Origin of the sequence: Rahnella sp. WP5 (assembly GCF_000745615.1) — a bacterium.
Lineage (GTDB): Bacteria > Pseudomonadota > Gammaproteobacteria > Enterobacterales > Enterobacteriaceae > Rahnella > Rahnella aceris.
The window spans coordinates 1-15,467 of sequence record NZ_JQJR01000020.1; the positions used below are offsets into that span (position 1 = coordinate 1).

The 15,467-nt window shown below is 45.5% G+C and carries 16 protein-coding genes; 10 read left to right on the plus strand and 6 right to left on the minus strand.

The window, feature by feature from the left end:
* The first annotated feature begins 73 nt into the window (after nt 1-73).
* The 3 genes from EX31_RS15740 to EX31_RS15750 all read left to right on the plus strand — a co-directional run bounded on the left by EX31_RS15740 (nt 74) and on the right by EX31_RS15750 (nt 2,647).
* Nucleotides 74-1,248 (plus strand): IS3 family transposase gene (locus tag EX31_RS15740; RefSeq protein ID WP_156106971.1). Its coding sequence is split into 2 segments (ribosomal slippage): nt 74-332 and nt 332-1,248, totalling 1,176 coding nucleotides; the frame shifts between segments, so codons are not numbered across the junction.
* Nucleotides 1,249-1,275: 27 nt separating this feature from the next.
* Nucleotides 1,276-1,935 carry a hypothetical protein gene (locus tag EX31_RS15745; RefSeq protein ID WP_037035556.1) on the plus strand — a complete coding sequence of 220 codons (660 nt, stop codon included), beginning with the start codon at nt 1,276-1,278 and terminating at the stop codon, nt 1,933-1,935.
* Complete coding sequence (locus EX31_RS15750) at nt 1,922-2,647, plus strand: site-specific DNA-methyltransferase (RefSeq protein WP_037035557.1); 726 nt, start codon at nt 1,922-1,924, stop codon at nt 2,645-2,647. The genes EX31_RS15745 and EX31_RS15750 overlap by 14 nt, the downstream gene beginning before the upstream one ends.
* 199 nt (nt 2,648-2,846) lie before the next feature.
* Here the strand turns inward: EX31_RS15750 and EX31_RS15755 are convergent, their stop codons facing one another.
* Together EX31_RS15755 and EX31_RS15760 are read right to left on the minus strand one after the other, a co-directional pair.
* The gene (locus EX31_RS15755; RefSeq protein WP_037035558.1) at nt 2,847-3,674 is read right to left on the minus strand and encodes a lysozyme inhibitor LprI family protein; all 828 of its coding nucleotides are present in this window, start codon (nt 3,672-3,674) and stop codon (nt 2,847-2,849) included.
* Between the two features lie 22 nt (nt 3,675-3,696).
* Nucleotides 3,697-4,281: a hypothetical protein gene (locus EX31_RS15760; RefSeq protein ID WP_081925202.1), complete on the minus strand. Its 585-nt coding sequence runs from the start codon at nt 4,279-4,281 to the stop codon at nt 3,697-3,699.
* Nucleotides 4,282-4,517: 236 nt separating this feature from the next.
* Here EX31_RS15760 and EX31_RS15765 point away from each other — a divergent pair, with 236 nt between their 5' ends.
* On the plus strand, nt 4,518-4,895 hold the full coding sequence (locus EX31_RS15765; RefSeq protein ID WP_037035560.1) for a helix-turn-helix domain-containing protein: 378 nt from the start codon (nt 4,518-4,520) through the stop codon (nt 4,893-4,895).
* Between the two features lie 52 nt (nt 4,896-4,947).
* Here EX31_RS15765 and EX31_RS15770 read toward each other — a convergent pair whose 3' ends face one another.
* Nucleotides 4,948-5,529, minus strand: a complete 582-nt coding sequence (locus tag EX31_RS15770) for a hypothetical protein (protein WP_037035561.1) — start codon at nt 5,527-5,529, stop codon at nt 4,948-4,950.
* A 284-nt stretch (nt 5,530-5,813) separates the two neighbouring features.
* On the opposite strand from EX31_RS15770, the gene EX31_RS25425 reads away from it, so the two are divergent.
* Both EX31_RS25425 and EX31_RS15775 read left to right on the plus strand, forming a co-directional pair.
* The gene (locus EX31_RS25425; RefSeq protein ID WP_072012285.1) at nt 5,814-6,047 is read left to right on the plus strand and encodes a helix-turn-helix transcriptional regulator; all 234 of its coding nucleotides are present in this window, start codon (nt 5,814-5,816) and stop codon (nt 6,045-6,047) included.
* Nucleotides 6,048-6,162: 115 nt separating this feature from the next.
* Nucleotides 6,163-7,242: a hypothetical protein gene (locus tag EX31_RS15775; protein WP_037035563.1), complete on the plus strand. Its 1,080-nt coding sequence runs from the start codon at nt 6,163-6,165 to the stop codon at nt 7,240-7,242.
* A 143-nt stretch (nt 7,243-7,385) separates the two neighbouring features.
* On the opposite strand, the gene fabF is transcribed toward EX31_RS15775, so the two are convergent.
* Nucleotides 7,386-8,660, minus strand: coding sequence for a beta-ketoacyl-ACP synthase II (fabF, locus tag EX31_RS15780; protein WP_013577634.1), 1,275 nt, complete (start codon nt 8,658-8,660; stop codon nt 7,386-7,388).
* A gap of 145 nt (nt 8,661-8,805) precedes the next feature.
* Nucleotides 8,806-9,426 (minus strand): TetR/AcrR family transcriptional regulator, encoded by a 621-nt coding sequence (locus EX31_RS15785; RefSeq protein ID WP_013577635.1) that lies wholly within the window; start codon nt 9,424-9,426, stop codon nt 8,806-8,808.
* Between the two features lie 343 nt (nt 9,427-9,769).
* Between EX31_RS15785 and EX31_RS15790 the strand changes: the two genes are divergently transcribed.
* A complete protein-coding gene (locus EX31_RS15790) occupies nt 9,770-10,387 on the plus strand; it encodes a trimeric intracellular cation channel family protein (RefSeq protein WP_013577636.1) in 618 nt (205 codons plus the stop codon).
* Nucleotides 10,388-10,407: 20 nt separating this feature from the next.
* On the opposite strand, the gene ligB is transcribed toward EX31_RS15790, so the two are convergent.
* On the minus strand, nt 10,408-12,105 hold the full coding sequence (ligB, locus tag EX31_RS15795; protein ID WP_037035564.1) for an NAD-dependent DNA ligase LigB: 1,698 nt from the start codon (nt 12,103-12,105) through the stop codon (nt 10,408-10,410).
* Nucleotides 12,106-12,383: 278 nt separating this feature from the next.
* On the opposite strand from ligB, the gene gmk reads away from it, so the two are divergent.
* Genes gmk through spoT form a run of 3 tightly spaced genes read left to right on the plus strand, consistent with a single transcriptional unit; the run spans nt 12,384 to nt 15,465 of the window.
* Nucleotides 12,384-13,007: a guanylate kinase gene (gmk, locus tag EX31_RS15800; protein WP_013577638.1), complete on the plus strand. Its 624-nt coding sequence runs from the start codon at nt 12,384-12,386 to the stop codon at nt 13,005-13,007.
* A 54-nt stretch (nt 13,008-13,061) separates the two neighbouring features.
* Entirely contained in the window at nt 13,062-13,337 is a 276-nt protein-coding gene (gene rpoZ / locus EX31_RS15805; protein ID WP_013577639.1) for a DNA-directed RNA polymerase subunit omega, read from the plus strand.
* Between the two features lie 19 nt (nt 13,338-13,356).
* Nucleotides 13,357-15,465 (plus strand): bifunctional GTP diphosphokinase/guanosine-3',5'-bis pyrophosphate 3'-pyrophosphohydrolase, encoded by a 2,109-nt coding sequence (spoT, locus tag EX31_RS15810; protein ID WP_037035565.1) that lies wholly within the window; start codon nt 13,357-13,359, stop codon nt 15,463-15,465.
* Nucleotides 15,466-15,467 lie beyond the last annotated feature (2 nt).

Below are 15,467 nucleotides of genomic sequence, written 5' to 3' on the forward strand. Positions count from 1 at the left end.
TGTAGTGGCACACTGAATTTGGCCACCTGAATAGAGGTGATATCATCACCTCACAGTAAAAACAGGTGGCATTATGACCGGACGTAACAGACGCAATTTTAGCCCCGAGTTTCGCCTCGAAGCTGCCCAGCTTGTACTCGATCAGCATTACACCGTTGCCGCCGCTGCTACGGCAATGAACGTCGGCAAATCCACAATGGACAAATGGGTTCGACAACTGAAAGAAGAGCGAGCGGGAAAATCACCCACTGCTTCACCCATGACACCTGAGCAGATTGAAATACGCGAGCTAAAGAAAAGACTTCAACGCGTTGAAATGGAAAGGGATATATTAAAAAAGGCTACCGCGCTCTTGATGTCAGACTCCCTGAACAATTCTCATTAGTTGAGAAACTCAGGGCGCGGTTTCCTGTTGCCGTTGTGTGCAACGTGTTTGGGGTTCATCGCAGCAGTTATAAATACTGGCGGCAGCCCAGGAAGCCTGACGCCACGAGAGTGGCATTACTGAGCCTTGTGCGTGAAGTTTATCGCGAAAGTAACGGCTCAGCAGGAGCGCGAAGCATTGCCGCGATGGTCACCACCAAAGGTATAAAACTGAGCCGCTGGCGGGCAACAAAGCTAATGAAAGCGCTCAATATTATCAGCTGTCAGCAACCTGGCCATCGTTATAAGAAGGCGTCTAAGGAACACATTGAGATCCCTAATTATCTGGATCGCCAGTTTGCTGTTACCGAGCCTAATCAGACCTGGTGCGGTGATGTGACTTATATCTGGACGGGAAAACGCTGGGCTTATCTGGCTATAGTACTCGATTTGTTTTCCCGTAAACCGGTTGGCTGGGCGATGTCATTTTTCCCTGATTCAGCACTGACAGGTAAAGCCCTGTCGATGGCCTGGGAAGCACGGGGAAAACCGGCTAATTTACTGTATCACTCGGATCAAGGCAGTCACTATACCAGCAGGAATTTCAGGCAGTTACTGTGGAGATATCAGATAAAGCAAAGTCTGAGTCGCCGGGGAAATTGCTGGGATAACAGCCCAATGGAACGGTTCTTCAGAAGTCTGAAAACAGAGTGGGTACCGGATAATGGCTACGCTAATTTTAGCCAAGCCAGCACGGCAATAACGAATTACATCACAGGATATTACAGCCAGCTCAGACCTCATCAATATAATGGTGGTTTGACGCCGAATGAATCAGAAAGATTGTTTTGGAAAAACTCTAAAGCCGTGGCCAGTTTTTGTTGACCACTACAATACATAGGAGACTATACGATGGAATCTTCAGGTAAAATTTACAGCCAAGACACTGCCTCATACGCTCAGGAAAGTGTTAGCAAGCGTATTGAAGCACTATTTCTTAACAACATCGGTAAAATCGTTACGCGCGAGCAAATCATTCGTGCAGCAACGAATCCAGCTACAGGAAAACAACCAGAGAACTGGCATCAACGTCTTTCAGAGTTAAGAACGGATAAAGGTTACACCATTCTCTCTTGGCGTGACCTTAAAGCGCTTGCTCCTGAAGAATATCTGATGCCTCATTCAGAAAGACGTCTAACAGCAGCAAAGCGCGTATTGCCAACAAAGCCTTGCTGGGATTTAGTGTTAGAACGTGCAGATTATAAGTGTGAATGGACAGAAGATGGACAACACTGTGGCCTTGCGGCTGGCGATATTGATCCAATTGGTGGAGGGTCAGTAAAATTAACACCAGACCATATGACACCTCATTCTATTGAACCTCAAACTGATCGTAACGATCCCAACAAATGGCAAGCATTATGCGGACGCCATCAAGTTATGAAAAAGAATTATTGGGATTCAAACAACGGTAAAATTAATGTTACTGCAATATTGCAATCAGTGGGCGAGACACAAAAAGCAGAATCATTAAGATTTCTTCTGGAGTATTTCGGCTATGAAATCAAATGATATCATCACTTATGAACCAACTGATGTATTTGTTTCTATAGATAGATTTAGGCGCGAGTATGGACGTTGCTCATGTGCTATGTTTGATCCTTGGTATAACAAAGGAGTTGGCGGGACCAGAGATGATTATGTAGAATACATAACTAATATATTAAACGAATTAGCAACAATAGCTGATCATATTTATTTCTGGGGATTCCCAGAAATAGTTGCAAGATTTATAGATTCAATTCCTCATTCTCATAAATATAATGCATGGTTAACTTGGTACTATAAAAATAATCCCTCGGTGATTAGAGGATGGCGTTCGGCCCAAATGACCTGCCTGCATATAAGTACCCCAGATGCTAAAATGTATCCTGAGCATTTTTTAAATGAATCACAATTGGCAAAAAAATCTGAAGGTAAACTAAGATATATGCCTGGGCCGCCATCTGTCATTGAAGCCCCTCTGAACATTGGTTTCATCCGTAAGAATGAGCAAACCGGCCATCCGGCCCAAAAGCCAATGGCAGTTTATATACCGTTAATTGAGATGGTCACAAAACCAGGTGATATAGTATTTGATCCTATGTGTGGTTCAGGCACCACTGGTGCTGTATGCATGATGTTGGATCGTAAAGCTGTTTTGTGTGATATAAACCCAGAATATATGTCAATAACACATGAAAGGCTTAAAAATCAAAGGAAAAAAAATATTCACAATGGATGATCCCCCTTAATTTATTAGTATTTACTCGTTATTCTGTTTCATATTGGCAAGTACCGTAATTATGGATGACACTTGCCAAAGATTTATTTTTTCTTATATTTACCGTCAAGAGAGGCTACAGTAGAAACATCACCATGAAATATATTGATATTAAACTCAGCAACACTATTTTCAGTGACAAATATAGTGATGCCCATCATTAATCTCTGGCATTATTATTTAGAACATAGTTTGTATAGCTCAAAAAAATACGAGCTAGCTCTCGCATGTCATTTTCGGTAGTAGCCTCTATAATTTTATCGCCTGACACAATACCGGTTAAATAAATCTCATCATTTTCTTCTCGAAAAATGAATCCAGAGTAAGGTCGACCAGATGTTTTTATTCTAAAGCCAGCATAACCTTTGTAATCAATTTTCTCTAATGAGATTAGATCAGGCAATTCAAGAATCAATGACAAAGATTCATTAAGAGTATGGTATTTGAAGTAACTACCAAACCCATCTAAAAACAAAGTAGATTTCAATTGTCTATTATTAAATCCTAATTGATGAACTTTACTAGCATTCTTAGCGGATAATTCCTCGATGAGTTCTTCAGGTTTCTTATGCGTTTTATTATATTCTTGTGAATCTACATCCCTCTTTATCTTATCTATAGCTTCAGAGTATTTAGTATACTCCATTTTCCCATGAAGATGGTCAAAGCATTCATTCCAAAGATAATCCATTTGCCTAGAGTACAAACCTTCAATACATTGAGTATCAGTACAAGCATTTCGCTTATTGAGCCATTCCATTTGCGATTTTTTAATCTTCAATTTTGATTCTTCAGGCATATCAGGCCCCATAGATATTCTATAGTTTTTGGCTAGGTAATCATCCAAAAGACCTAACTTATGATCTGAGCAAATCATTTTTTCAACATTTGAAGTTGCTTTATTGCAATCAAAGGAAGCAGCATAACTTGCACTGCAAGACATCATTAAAAGAATGAATAAAGATTTTTTGTTTATGATATTTACCATGAGATATCCTTAATAAATTAACTTACTCTGTATGTTTTATAAATCCATCAATTGTGTAGGTAGATGATATATATGGCGACTCGATGAGTCTAAACGTACCCGCACCAACAATATGATTCATTACCCGAACATCCTGTAAGGATGATTTTTCATATAATTGCGCCCTGTGATAAAATGCAGAATACGCGACAAGCCCCTCCCCCCAAGAGATATCTCTTATCGGCCCAACAATTGCGTTGCAGAAAGATTTATGGAAATCGAATAATTTCCCTACCCCCTTACCAACAGAGCAACTTGAGAAACAAATACACTTACCTCTCAATATTGGCCACGCGATGCGATCAAAATCTTTCCATGTAATAAACCCATCATCAGTTAAAATAAACCCCTCATCAGTGCCATGAGCACTAATATGCACATATTTTATATGCTCTCGTTGGGCTATCTTTAACGCCTTAACGAACATCTTCTCGTTAACCACTTCTATACTTTTTGCTCTTACCCCCTGTAACTCCAAAATCGTCTTTAGCGTATTGCCCTCATATCTTTCATCATATATATCCAGATCACTGCGTGACTCAATAATAAGTATATTTTGTTTTTTCATCGCCCATACCAAAGTGCACATCGAATCATAGTTTTGTAATCGACTTAACGAAAGGGCCAGCCTTTGCAGGAAACAAAGCAAATCTTGGAAGCACCAGATCCCGATAGCTCCACACTCGCCTTACAAAATCCATAGATGCGCAAAAATATATTTATAATCCATAAAAGACGTTCATACAAGAGCAAAAAGCCCACAAACTTCCATTTATAGACATTTAATGGTGTGAGAAGTGGTACATGGCTCAATTAACTTCAGAGAGTACAGATAAGCAGGTTGGTCAACGTATACAGATGCGCCGTAAGGAACTGGGAATGACTGCCCAGTACCTGGCAGAGCTTGTTGATATCTCTCATCAGCAACTTTCCCGCTATGAACGCGGAACTAATAAGATTAACGTGGCGCACCTTGTGAACATAGCGATTAAGCTCAATTCACCGATCAGTTGGTTTTTTATTGATTGCTTCTCAACACTAGATAGGGAATCGAAGAAACAACAGGATTTCGTGCCATTAAAGGATGCAGATTTAAAGAATCGCCTTGATCAAATATGGCCTCGATTAACTCATGAACAAAGGCGCGTTTTAATTATGCTTTTAGATGAATATACGAAATGAGACTTAAAAGTAAAGTCTCATTTTATCCAAAAATCTGATTATTACCTGTAATTTAGATCTTATCATCTACCATTTTAAGCACTCTAATAATTTTATCTTTATCAAAATATTGTTCAAGAAACTTGTCTTTTCCTGACACTACGCTCTTATTATCAACTTTCCCAACCGGGATTTTGACATCTTTTCTTTGAAGCTCTGAGATGATAACGTCTTTAGCCAATTGTTGTTCATATCTGAGATGATCAACATACTTATATATGCCTAATATCTTTATTGATTTTTTGGTGTTTGGACTGTATTCGAAATTTTCGTCACTGGTTCTTAAGAGATATTTAAAAATTGCCGAATACATTTCTATAAGGTTGTGCATTTTAGGCTTAGGTCTCTTATAACCTAGCACTTCACACAAGTCGCATAATTTTTCAAAAGTTTCATCATCAAGCCTGATTTGAATATGATGTTTACCTATTTTTTTGAGCTGTTTTTTGCGTACGTTTTGATAAGCAATATTGGTTTTACGACGAACTTTTGTAGCCTCATCTAACTCCTCAATTTCATCGAACTCAAATTCATCATTCCCATCGCTCTCATCAAGCTCATCAAGTTCATCAAGTTCTCTGTGTTTTAACGCCATAACTGATTCCTCTGGGTTATCTGATCGTCAGATTACGGATAGGTTTCAAACTGTCAAGTTTGAATCTGATCATCAGATTAGAAAGATAGAACTCTGACCATCAGATCTAATCATCTCAGAAAATAGAAACCTAAATTAATCGTTAAATAACAAGTATATAATTTAAAATCAAGCCAAAAAACCTCTGATGATAACAACGTTTTTTCCACAAAAAATCATTCATTCTGAAAATCTGTAAAGGCGCTTTGCATCAATTGGATGCGTAAATCGACTAGGTTTTTACGATGAACTCTTTACGTCTGATCAAACTGAAAACAGTCCTTGAATACTGTGCTTTCTCACGCGCTACGCTCTATCGCCAAGTCAAAGCGGGCCATTTTCCTGAACCTGTCCGCCTGACTGGCGGATTTGGTGATGTAGACACGCCTTCTCGTTCTGTAGCGTGGAGGGAAGAAGAAATACTGCAATGGATTGCCAGCCGCCAGAAAGTACCGCTATCAGACACAAGAAAGAATTGAGTGACAAAGTGTCATCGCTCTAATAGCACGTTATATGCACATCCAATAGGGATAGTGATTATATGATTCAATACTCACTATCCCATACCGATTGTTACTTCTGTAAGGGATATAAATGTTACTGAATAAACGCAACATAGATTTTTGTTGTTCACTTGATATTGGTAAGAATACCAGAGATCAACGTATAAAAATGAGAACTGATAAACTTAGTCTTGTAAGTCGATTCAATAATAGTAGCGAAAGAAAGAGAACATATACCAGATTGAAAAAGATGAGCCAGAAGGAATTTAAACAATATCGAGCCCAATATATCCGAAACGATGAAGGAAAGCCTTACGGTAAGGCTTTACTGATTCGAAGAAAGAAGAAACACTCTCCCGTGCTATTACGAATTGATTATTCACCAATAAATCGTAATACAGGCGGAATACGTTTAGATTTTCATCCCCAACATATGGCTCCCAAAAAAATAGATCATTTGTTATCGTGGATAGACCGTCGATTAGGTGGAATATTTAACCAACTGCTGGCACGGGCTTGGGTTACGCAAATTGATGTCGCTATTGATATCTACAACTGCAAGTTAGATGATTACATATGGGGATTAGAACGTTCAGGAAAAACAGCATACTTTAATAAAGAAAATGGTTTTCCTGGAATCAGAATAGGCAGTTACCGCTCGTTTTTACATTTTCTTTGCTATGGAAAAGTAGACGCTAACAGCGGTAGAAAACTGGTCTTTCGAGAAAGAGCCAAATTCATTAACATCAATTTTGATGAGTATCAGCAATTTCTGCGTATCGAAGCCCGATACAGACCAAACGCTACGCCCACAAGCAAAAACGGTAATGCCTTGATGCTGGCCCATATTTTAGAGATGAGAAATCCCTTCGAGCGGCTCCGGGTCTACACGAAAGATTTGGGGGATGAGCTATTGGAAAGGGGGTATCTTTACACGCTACCAAACGCTCCCAGCATAGCTGAAATGAAGCGCTATATGATAGAAGCTATGCAATGCTCACGCCTGCCTCGCAAAGTCGATAGACTCATCGCAGAACATGAAATAGAACTGTTCGATAAACGTACGGTCTGGACGCAGTGGTCACGCTGCGTTGCTCAATTAAGCGGCATTTTCAGTATAGCGTCTGTTTTCTGTGTACATAAGAGTGTACATACTGAAAAAATGGAGTAGATAAAACTCAATAAAATCAATGACAATACGCAATTACTCGATATTCAAATTCAACATCGAGTAAATCCTCTCCCCCCGCATAATAAAAACGCCTCCGGTCATAAAACCCGAGGCGTTTTTTTATGCGTCAGCGAAGAAAGAAATTAGTCTTCCCAGCGTTTCAACAATACACAGGCATTAACGCCACCGAAGCCGAAACCGTTTGATAAGGCATAGGTGATGTCATGTTTCTGCGCAGTATTACCGACGATGTTCAGACCGGCAGCCGCTTCGTCTTTGTTTTCCAGATTCAGCGTCGGAGGAACGATTTGGTCACGTACGGCAAGAATGGTGAAGATCGTCTCCAGCCCGCCAGCCGCGCCCAACAAGTGTCCGGTCGCAGATTTGGTAGACGTAACAGCCAGTTTGCCGTCAGTGCCAAACAGGGTTTTAATCGCATTGATTTCACCCAGATCACCCACCGGCGTAGACGTGGCGTGAGCATTCAGATGTTGCACGTCTGATGGCTGAATACCCGCCTGACGCAGGGCGATTTTCATCGCGCGGCCCGCACCGTTGCCATCTTCCGCACCGGACGTCATGTGGTAGGCGTCACCGCTGGTGCCGTAACCGACAATCTCAGCCAGAATTTTGGCGCCACGTGCCTTCGCATGTTCCAGCTCTTCGATCACCAGCATGCCTGCGCCTTCGCCCATGATGAAACCATCACGCGCGCTGTCAAACGGACGGGAGGCTTTTTCCGGATGATCTTCATGACCGGTAGACATGGCCTTCGCTGCAGCAAAACCGCCCAGGCTCACGGTATCAATCGCCGCTTCTGCGCCGCCACAAAGCGCAACATCGGCTTCGTCATTGCGAATCAAACGCACTGCATCACCAATCGCCTGAACACCTGCCGCGCAAGCCGTTACCGGTGCGCCAATCGGGCCTTTGAACTGATGTTTAATCGAAACCTGGCCAGACGCCAGATTCACCAGGAATGAAGGTATAGTGAAAGGCGACAAACGCTTAGCGCCACGGCTGTCATTGGTGCGCACGGCATGGGCAATAGCCGGGAAGCCGCCGATACCAGAACCGATGATAGTTGCGGTACGTTCCTGCTGTTCCTGCGTTTCTGCTTTCCAGCCGGCATCAGCAATAGCCATATCCGCAGCAGCCATCGCAAACAGAATGAAACGGTCCATTTTTTTCTGGTCTTTCGGTACCACGAACATATCCGGATCGAATCCTGACTCAGGGTCCTGTTCTTTAGTTTGTACCTGACCACCAATTTTCACAGTCAACGTTTCAACAATCTCTTCCGGCAAAACTCGGATACCAGACTGACCGGCCAGCAGACGCTTCCAGATAGTTTCGATATCACAGCCCAGAGGACTCACAGCCCCCATGCCGGTAATAACCACTCGACGATGAGTCATAAAACATTCCTCTCTGTCTGTATAAGACGTAAGTTTCTGCAGGCGATTACATGAACCGGCCAGAAACGGGTTTCTGGATAATAAAGCCTGACAGTATGTGACGAATTACGTTTTTGTAAACCCGTAACCCAAAATTTTATTGTGCCTACTTTGCGAGGCTACGCAACACCAGGCTGGTGATTGCCTGAACGCGTTCTTCCAGTTGTTCAGGTGTTTTTTGTTCCAGCAATAACGGATGCGAGAAGGGGGTTGTCACCGTGGTGATCGCCATACAAACCTCATCCAGCGGCGTTTTACGCTCAAATTCACCGGATTCCCGGCCGTCGGCAACCACTTTCTCAACAATGCTGTATATCATAGCACGATGATTTAATGTGGATTTCCATCGCTGAGCTGAGGCTATCGCGGCCAGATCATGTAATTTCCTGTCCAGGAAAAAGAGATCCAGACTACGTGTCAGCAGCGTTTTAAAAATAGATCTCAGGCGCAGAGTCGCACTTTGGTCACTTTGCGCAATCACCATGAGCGCTTCATCTATCTGCCCCACCCGCTGCGAGCAAATGGCTTCGCCAATAGCCTGTTTAGACTCAAAAAACTTATAAATATAAGCACTTGAAACGCCAATCGATTTGGCAAGATCCGCCACCGACGTTTTGGCATAGCCATAAAGACGAAAGTGCTCGAATGCCGCATCTATAATTTGTTCACGCCGTTCGTGCTCGGCAGGTCCACGCTGTGTTAACGCAACCGGAATATCGGGCTTCATACACTCCTCCGGGCAGATTAAACAATTAAGCCGTGCGTCAATGAGTGACGATTTTAATTAATCGTAACCTATAAGCGAAGAAAATTCACCTCTGATAAAAAACGGCGTCATGGATAAATGGAAAAGCACCGTCAAAACAAACGAGTAATCACCAATTTTCTAATCTAAAATAATACAACATTTTCTCTTACCCTTTAGTAATGGCTGACACGAGGGAAATCAGCATTAGATAAAGTAATGTTAAAAGCCATGTAAAAGAAAAACTCAGTCGCCAGCTAATGGGAAACTCATTACTCTACGCGGCTACCGTTTCCTCACTGACTGATTTGTCTGGCGCACATCCATGTTACTCACCGTTCTTTATATTATTGGGATCACCGCAGAAGCCATGACCGGTGCTCTGGCTGCCGGACGTCGGAAAATGGATTCCTTTGGCGTCATTATTATTGCTGCAGCGACGGCCATTGGCGGCGGTTCTGTTCGCGACATGCTTTTAGGGCATTACCCATTGGGATGGGTTAAGCATCCGGAGTACATCGTGATTGTGGCTGTGGCCGCGCTAATGACCACCTGGCTGGCTCCTTTAATGCAACATCTGCGAAAGCTCTTTTTAGTGCTTGATGCCGTGGGGCTGGTGGTGTTTTCCATTATCGGGACACAAGTGGCCCTCGATATGGGACATGGCGCTATCATTGCTTCGGTTTGTGCGGTCATTACCGGTGTTTTTGGCGGCGTGCTGCGGGACATGATGTGTAATCAGATCCCGCTGGTCTTTCAGAAAGAAATTTATGCCGGCGTGTCATTTGCCTCCGCCTGGGTTTACATCGGGCTACAATATTTCTCACTGCCCCACAATCTGGTGGTTATTATCACGTTACTGATCGGCTTTACCGCGCGTCTTATTGCGCTGCGTTTTCGCCTTGGATTGCCTGTGTTTAATTACCCGCATTCGGACCACTAATGCGTCCTTCCTGTAGCCCGTTAGTGGAATGCAGGCAATTGCGCCTGCCTCAGAGCTTCGGTCAAAATCTCAACGTCCGGATGATGAATAAAATCAAAAACCTGAGCGGCCCGTTTTCTCCCGATCCCCTCAGTCATTTTCCAGTCGCGAGACGTCAGCTGTGTCAGCCTGTTCCAGCTTTGCTGGCGTTCTGCAAATCCCAGGGCAAAAGAAGGAAATCCTATTGCTGACAGCCAGCGCCGGAAGCTCTTTTCGCGTGCAAGATGAATTTGCGCCATCAGTTTTTGCGCCTGTTTAACACCGATACCCGGAACCGCAGCCAGCTCTTTCACGTTAAAGCTTAACCAGCTGATCAGAGAATCCGCCGGGGAAGCATCCAGTAACTTTTGCCATGTGGCCCCGCCGAACCCCGCCATATCTAACGCTTCCGGCCCGCTAAGCCAGATCAGACGTGAGAGAAACTGCTGCATGCAGCCCGGTTCAGGCGTAAAGCAGGAAAGTGCGTTATAGCGCCTTGGTTCAGGCAAAGGCATTTCCGTACGCTTACTTACCCGCCATGTCACTTCATCAAGGCGCGGGATCCCCTGTCCGGCCAGCGCGACAGCGACCTGATCGCCAGGAAGAACATCCCATTGTCTGAACCGGCTAACCGATCCCACACTCACCTTACTGACTAACTTATCGTCCAGCCTCAGGGGCTTCAGGTTGAGGATAACGGTCACTTTCCCGCTTCGTCCTGTGGTGGTGGTGATACCCGTGACATCGGTGAGCTGTCTGGCGGGCGGATATTTCCAGGCAACCGCCCAGACTGCAGGTTTATTTTGCCAGTATTTCCCGGCAGGCTCTTCTTGCTGACGAACAACCACACCATCCGTCGCAAAAGGCAGAGGCTGGTAAAACCAGTCTTCACGCCATTTTTCCACATCTTCGACAGCGCTCACCGCATGCGTGAACTGAGCCACAACCGGAAAACCGAACTGGCTCAGCTTCTCCAGGTGGTCAGCCATAAGCGTGGGTCCATCCGGCCATGACCAGATAAAAATACCCGTCTGCTTCAGCAGGTCAGAAGCAGAAGCACGCATCATTGCACCCGCAACTTTTGATCTTGCATTCATCCCGCCATCAGCACTTTGTTGATGACCGGTCATCAACAGATAAAGCTCGCCCTGTAATATCAACTCAGGGCTCATGTCCGGGATATGCAGCGGGATCGCCGGAATTGACGCGGCTTTTACCGTCCAGTTTTGTCCTTTCTCACCATCGCCACGGCTAACCAGTGCGGCCAACTGCCCATAACGGTAAATCAGCGACACCGCCACGCCATCGATTTTGGGCTGCACCCACAGATTCTTTCGCCCCTGCATCCAGTTTGCGACAGCATATTTATCTTTCATTTTATGCAGGCCGGTATGAGCCACCGGATGCGTAAATTCAGCATCATCACTCGCTGGCACTGTTAGTTCAGGCACCGGCTGGCTGGCACACTGTAGCCAGAGACGTTGTTTCTGACGCAAATGATCATAGACCGAATCTTCTATCGGGCTGCTGCCAGACTGATGGTAGGCTGCATCCCACTGGGTCAGCTGAGCGGTGAGATGGTGGGTTTCCTGTGTCAGGCGTTCTGATGGCCAGACAGGGCAGTCTGGCGACGGCATATTCTTACCGGAAGCAGAGAAAGCAAAAGGGAACAGGCAGATAAGAAAAATAAACTGGCGCATTGGCACCTCCTTGTGAAGGCCAGTAAACGCCGGTGTAATTTTTCCTGCCAGTGGCATAATCCCTTCTTGCGAGATACCTTCCTGGTTATTTCATCTGTTGCTGCAACGAAGAAAAAATTTGGAATGCGGCACGTAAATCTGTCAGGAAAGGCTATTTTCTCTGGCAAAGTTGCGATGAAATACGTCTGGGCGCTGCACCGAATGCAGCGAGCGTGTATACTGTGCGAGAGATCACTCTTCGCATACTTCCTATCAACCCATTCAGTTGAAACGTCATCATGGTTCAAGGCACGCTATATATTGTCTCCGCCCCTAGTGGAGCAGGCAAATCAAGTCTGATTCAGGCTTTACTTAAAACACAACCGCTCTACGACACACAGGTTTCTATTTCTCATACGACCCGAGCTATACGTCCGGGCGAGAAAGATGGCGAGCATTACTTCTTTGTCGACAAAGAAGCGTTTCGCGAAATGATTGAACGTGATGCCTTTTTAGAACACGCAGAAGTTTTTGGTAATTATTACGGGACTTCGCGTGAAACCATTGAGCAGGTTTTAGCGTCGGGTGTGGATGTTTTTCTGGATATCGACTGGCAGGGCGCGCAGCAAATTCGGAAAAAAATGCCGCAGGCACGCAGTATTTTTGTCTTACCGCCATCGAAAGATGAGCTAGACCGTCGCCTGCGTGGCCGCGGGCAAGACAGCGAAGCCGTTATCGCAAAACGTATGGCACAAGCCGTAGCTGAAATGACACACTTTGCCGAATACGACTATTTAATTGTGAATGATGATTTTGATCTGGCTTTATCGGATTTAAAAACCATTATTCGCGCTGAACGTCTGCGTCTGAGCCGTCAGCGGCTCCGTCATGACGGATTAATCACCAAACTATTGGCAGACTGAAGTCACTTTCAGTATTATGCCCAGTCTTTCGTCACCCTGTGGAGTAGCACATATATGGCACGCGTAACTGTTCAAGACGCTGTTGAAAAAATTGGTAACCGTTTTGACCTGGTGTTGGTGGCTGCTCGTCGCGCACGCCAGCTGCAATCTGGTGGTAAAGATCCACTGGTCGCTGAAGAAAACGATAAAGTCACTGTAATTGCCCTGCGCGAAATCGAAGAAGGCCTGATCACCAATCAGATCCTCGACGTTCGTGACCGTCAGGAGCAACAGGAGCAGGAAGCCGCAGAGATTCAGGCAGTGACTGCCATCGCTGAAGGCCGTCGTTAATTAACGAAACGGATCTCACTTGTATATCTTTGAAAGCCTGAATCAACTGATTCAAAAATACCTGCCGGAGGAGCAAATTAAGCGCCTCGTGCAGGCTTACCTCGTGGCGCGGGACGCGCACGAGGGGCAAACACGTTCCAGCGGTGAGCCGTATATTACTCACCCGGTGGCCGTGGCATGTATTTTGGCTGAAATGAGGCTCGATCATGAGACTCTGATGGCGGCGTTATTACACGACGTTATCGAAGACACGCCTGCAACTTACCAGGACATGGAACAACTGTTTGGCAAAAGCGTTGCTGAGCTGGTTGAAGGCGTTTCAAAGTTAGACAAGCTGAAATTCCGTGATAAGAAAGAAGCGCAGGCGGAAAACTTCCGCAAAATGGTCATGGCGATGGTGCAAGATATCCGCGTCATTTTGATCAAACTCGCTGACCGTACTCATAACATGCGCACGCTGGGCTCTTTACGCCCGGACAAACGTCGCCGCATTGCCCGTGAAACGCTGGAAATTTACAGCCCGCTGGCACACCGTTTGGGTATTCATCACCTGAAAACCGAGCTCGAAGAGCTGGGCTTCGAAGCCCTTTATCCAAACCGTTATCGCGTCATCAAAGAAGTGGTGAAAGCTGCGCGTGGTAACCGTAAAGAGATGATCCAGAAAATCCTCTCTGAGATTGAAGGCCGTTTAACCGAAGCCGGCATTCAGTGCCGTGTCAGTGGTCGCGAAAAACACCTGTATTCTATCTATTGCAAAATGCACCTGAAGGAACAGCGTTTCCATTCTATTATGGATATCTACGCCTTCCGGGTGATCGTTAAAGAACTCGATACCTGTTATCGCGTGTTAGGACAGGCACATAGCCTGTACAAACCGCGTCCGGGTCGGGTTAAAGATTACATCGCCATCCCCAAAGCCAACGGCTATCAATCTTTGCATACATCACTAATCGGTCCGCATGGTGTGCCGGTTGAAGTACAGATCCGTACGGAAGATATGGATCAGATGGCGGAGATGGGGGTTGCGGCTCACTGGGCTTATAAAGAGAACAGTGAAACCAGTACCACCGCACAGATCCGTGCTCAGCGTTGGTTACAGAGTCTGCTTGAGCTGCAACAAAGTGCAGGCAACTCCTTTGAATTTATTGAGAGCGTGAAATCGGATCTGTTCCCGGACGAGATTTACGTCTTTACGCCGGAAGGTCGTATCGTCGAATTGCCTGCGGGCGCGACACCGGTCGACTTTGCTTATGCTGTGCATACCGATATCGGCCATGCCTGCGTTGGCGCGCGCGTTGACCGCCAACCGTATCCGCTCTCGCAGCCGCTGACCAGCGGACAAACTATCGAAATCATTACCGCACCGGGCGCCCGCCCGAACGCAGCCTGGCTGAACTTTGTCGTCAGCTCACGTGCACGCGCCAAAATCCGCCAGATGCTGAAGAACCTGAAACGTGATGATTCGGTTTCACTTGGCCGTCGCCTGCTGAATCATGCGCTGGGTGCCGGTAAAAAACTGTCAGATATTCCGCCGGAAAACATCAAAAACGAGCTGGATCGTATGAAGCTCCCGGCGATGGATGACCTGCTGGCAGAAATCGGTCTCGGCAATGCCATGAGCGTTGTGGTTGCCAAAAACCTGATGGGTGACCAGTCTTCAATGGCATCGTCAGGTACCCGTAATCTGCCGATTAAAGGCGCAGATGGCGTGCTAATCACCTTCGCGAAATGTTGCCGTCCGATTCCGGGTGACCCGATTATTGCCCACGTCAGTCCGGGCAAAGGGCTGGTGATCCATCATGAATCCTGCCGTAATATTCGCGGTTATCAGAAAGAACCTGAGAAATTCATGGCCGTTGACTGGGATAACCACCAGGAAACTGATCAGGAATTTATCGCTGAAATCAAAGTTGATATGTTCAACCATCAGGGCGCACTGGCGAACCTGACCGCTGCAATTAATGCCGCGCAGTCGAACATTCAGAATCTGAGCACCGAAGAAAAAGACGGTCGCGTCTACAGCGCCTTTATCCGCCTGACGACCCGCGATCGCGTTCATCTGGCGAATATCATGCGTAAAATCCGTATCATGCCGGACGTCATCAAAGTTACCCGCAACCGAAACTGATT

Coding starts and splice junctions, on each gene's coding strand:
- EX31_RS15745 (WP_037035556.1), top strand. CDS start 1,276: ATGGAATCTTCAGGTAAAATTTACAGCCAAGACACTGCCTCATACGCT.
- EX31_RS15750 (WP_037035557.1), top strand. CDS start 1,922: ATGAAATCAAATGATATCATCACTTATGAACCAACTGATGTATTTGTT.
- EX31_RS15755 (WP_037035558.1), bottom strand. CDS start 3,674: ATGGTAAATATCATAAACAAAAAATCTTTATTCATTCTTTTAATGATG.
- EX31_RS15760 (WP_081925202.1), bottom strand. CDS start 4,281: ATGAAAAAACAAAATATACTTATTATTGAGTCACGCAGTGATCTGGAT.
- EX31_RS15765 (WP_037035560.1), top strand. CDS start 4,518: ATGGCTCAATTAACTTCAGAGAGTACAGATAAGCAGGTTGGTCAACGT.
- EX31_RS15770 (WP_037035561.1), bottom strand. CDS start 5,529: ATGGCGTTAAAACACAGAGAACTTGATGAACTTGATGAGCTTGATGAG.
- EX31_RS25425 (WP_072012285.1), top strand. CDS start 5,814: ATGAACTCTTTACGTCTGATCAAACTGAAAACAGTCCTTGAATACTGT.
- EX31_RS15775 (WP_037035563.1), top strand. CDS start 6,163: ATGTTACTGAATAAACGCAACATAGATTTTTGTTGTTCACTTGATATT.
- fabF (WP_013577634.1), bottom strand. CDS start 8,660: ATGACTCATCGTCGAGTGGTTATTACCGGCATGGGGGCTGTGAGTCCT.
- EX31_RS15785 (WP_013577635.1), bottom strand. CDS start 9,426: ATGAAGCCCGATATTCCGGTTGCGTTAACACAGCGTGGACCTGCCGAG.
- EX31_RS15790 (WP_013577636.1), top strand. CDS start 9,770: ATGTTACTCACCGTTCTTTATATTATTGGGATCACCGCAGAAGCCATG.
- ligB (WP_037035564.1), bottom strand. CDS start 12,105: ATGCGCCAGTTTATTTTTCTTATCTGCCTGTTCCCTTTTGCTTTCTCT.
- gmk (WP_013577638.1), top strand. CDS start 12,384: ATGGTTCAAGGCACGCTATATATTGTCTCCGCCCCTAGTGGAGCAGGC.
- rpoZ (WP_013577639.1), top strand. CDS start 13,062: ATGGCACGCGTAACTGTTCAAGACGCTGTTGAAAAAATTGGTAACCGT.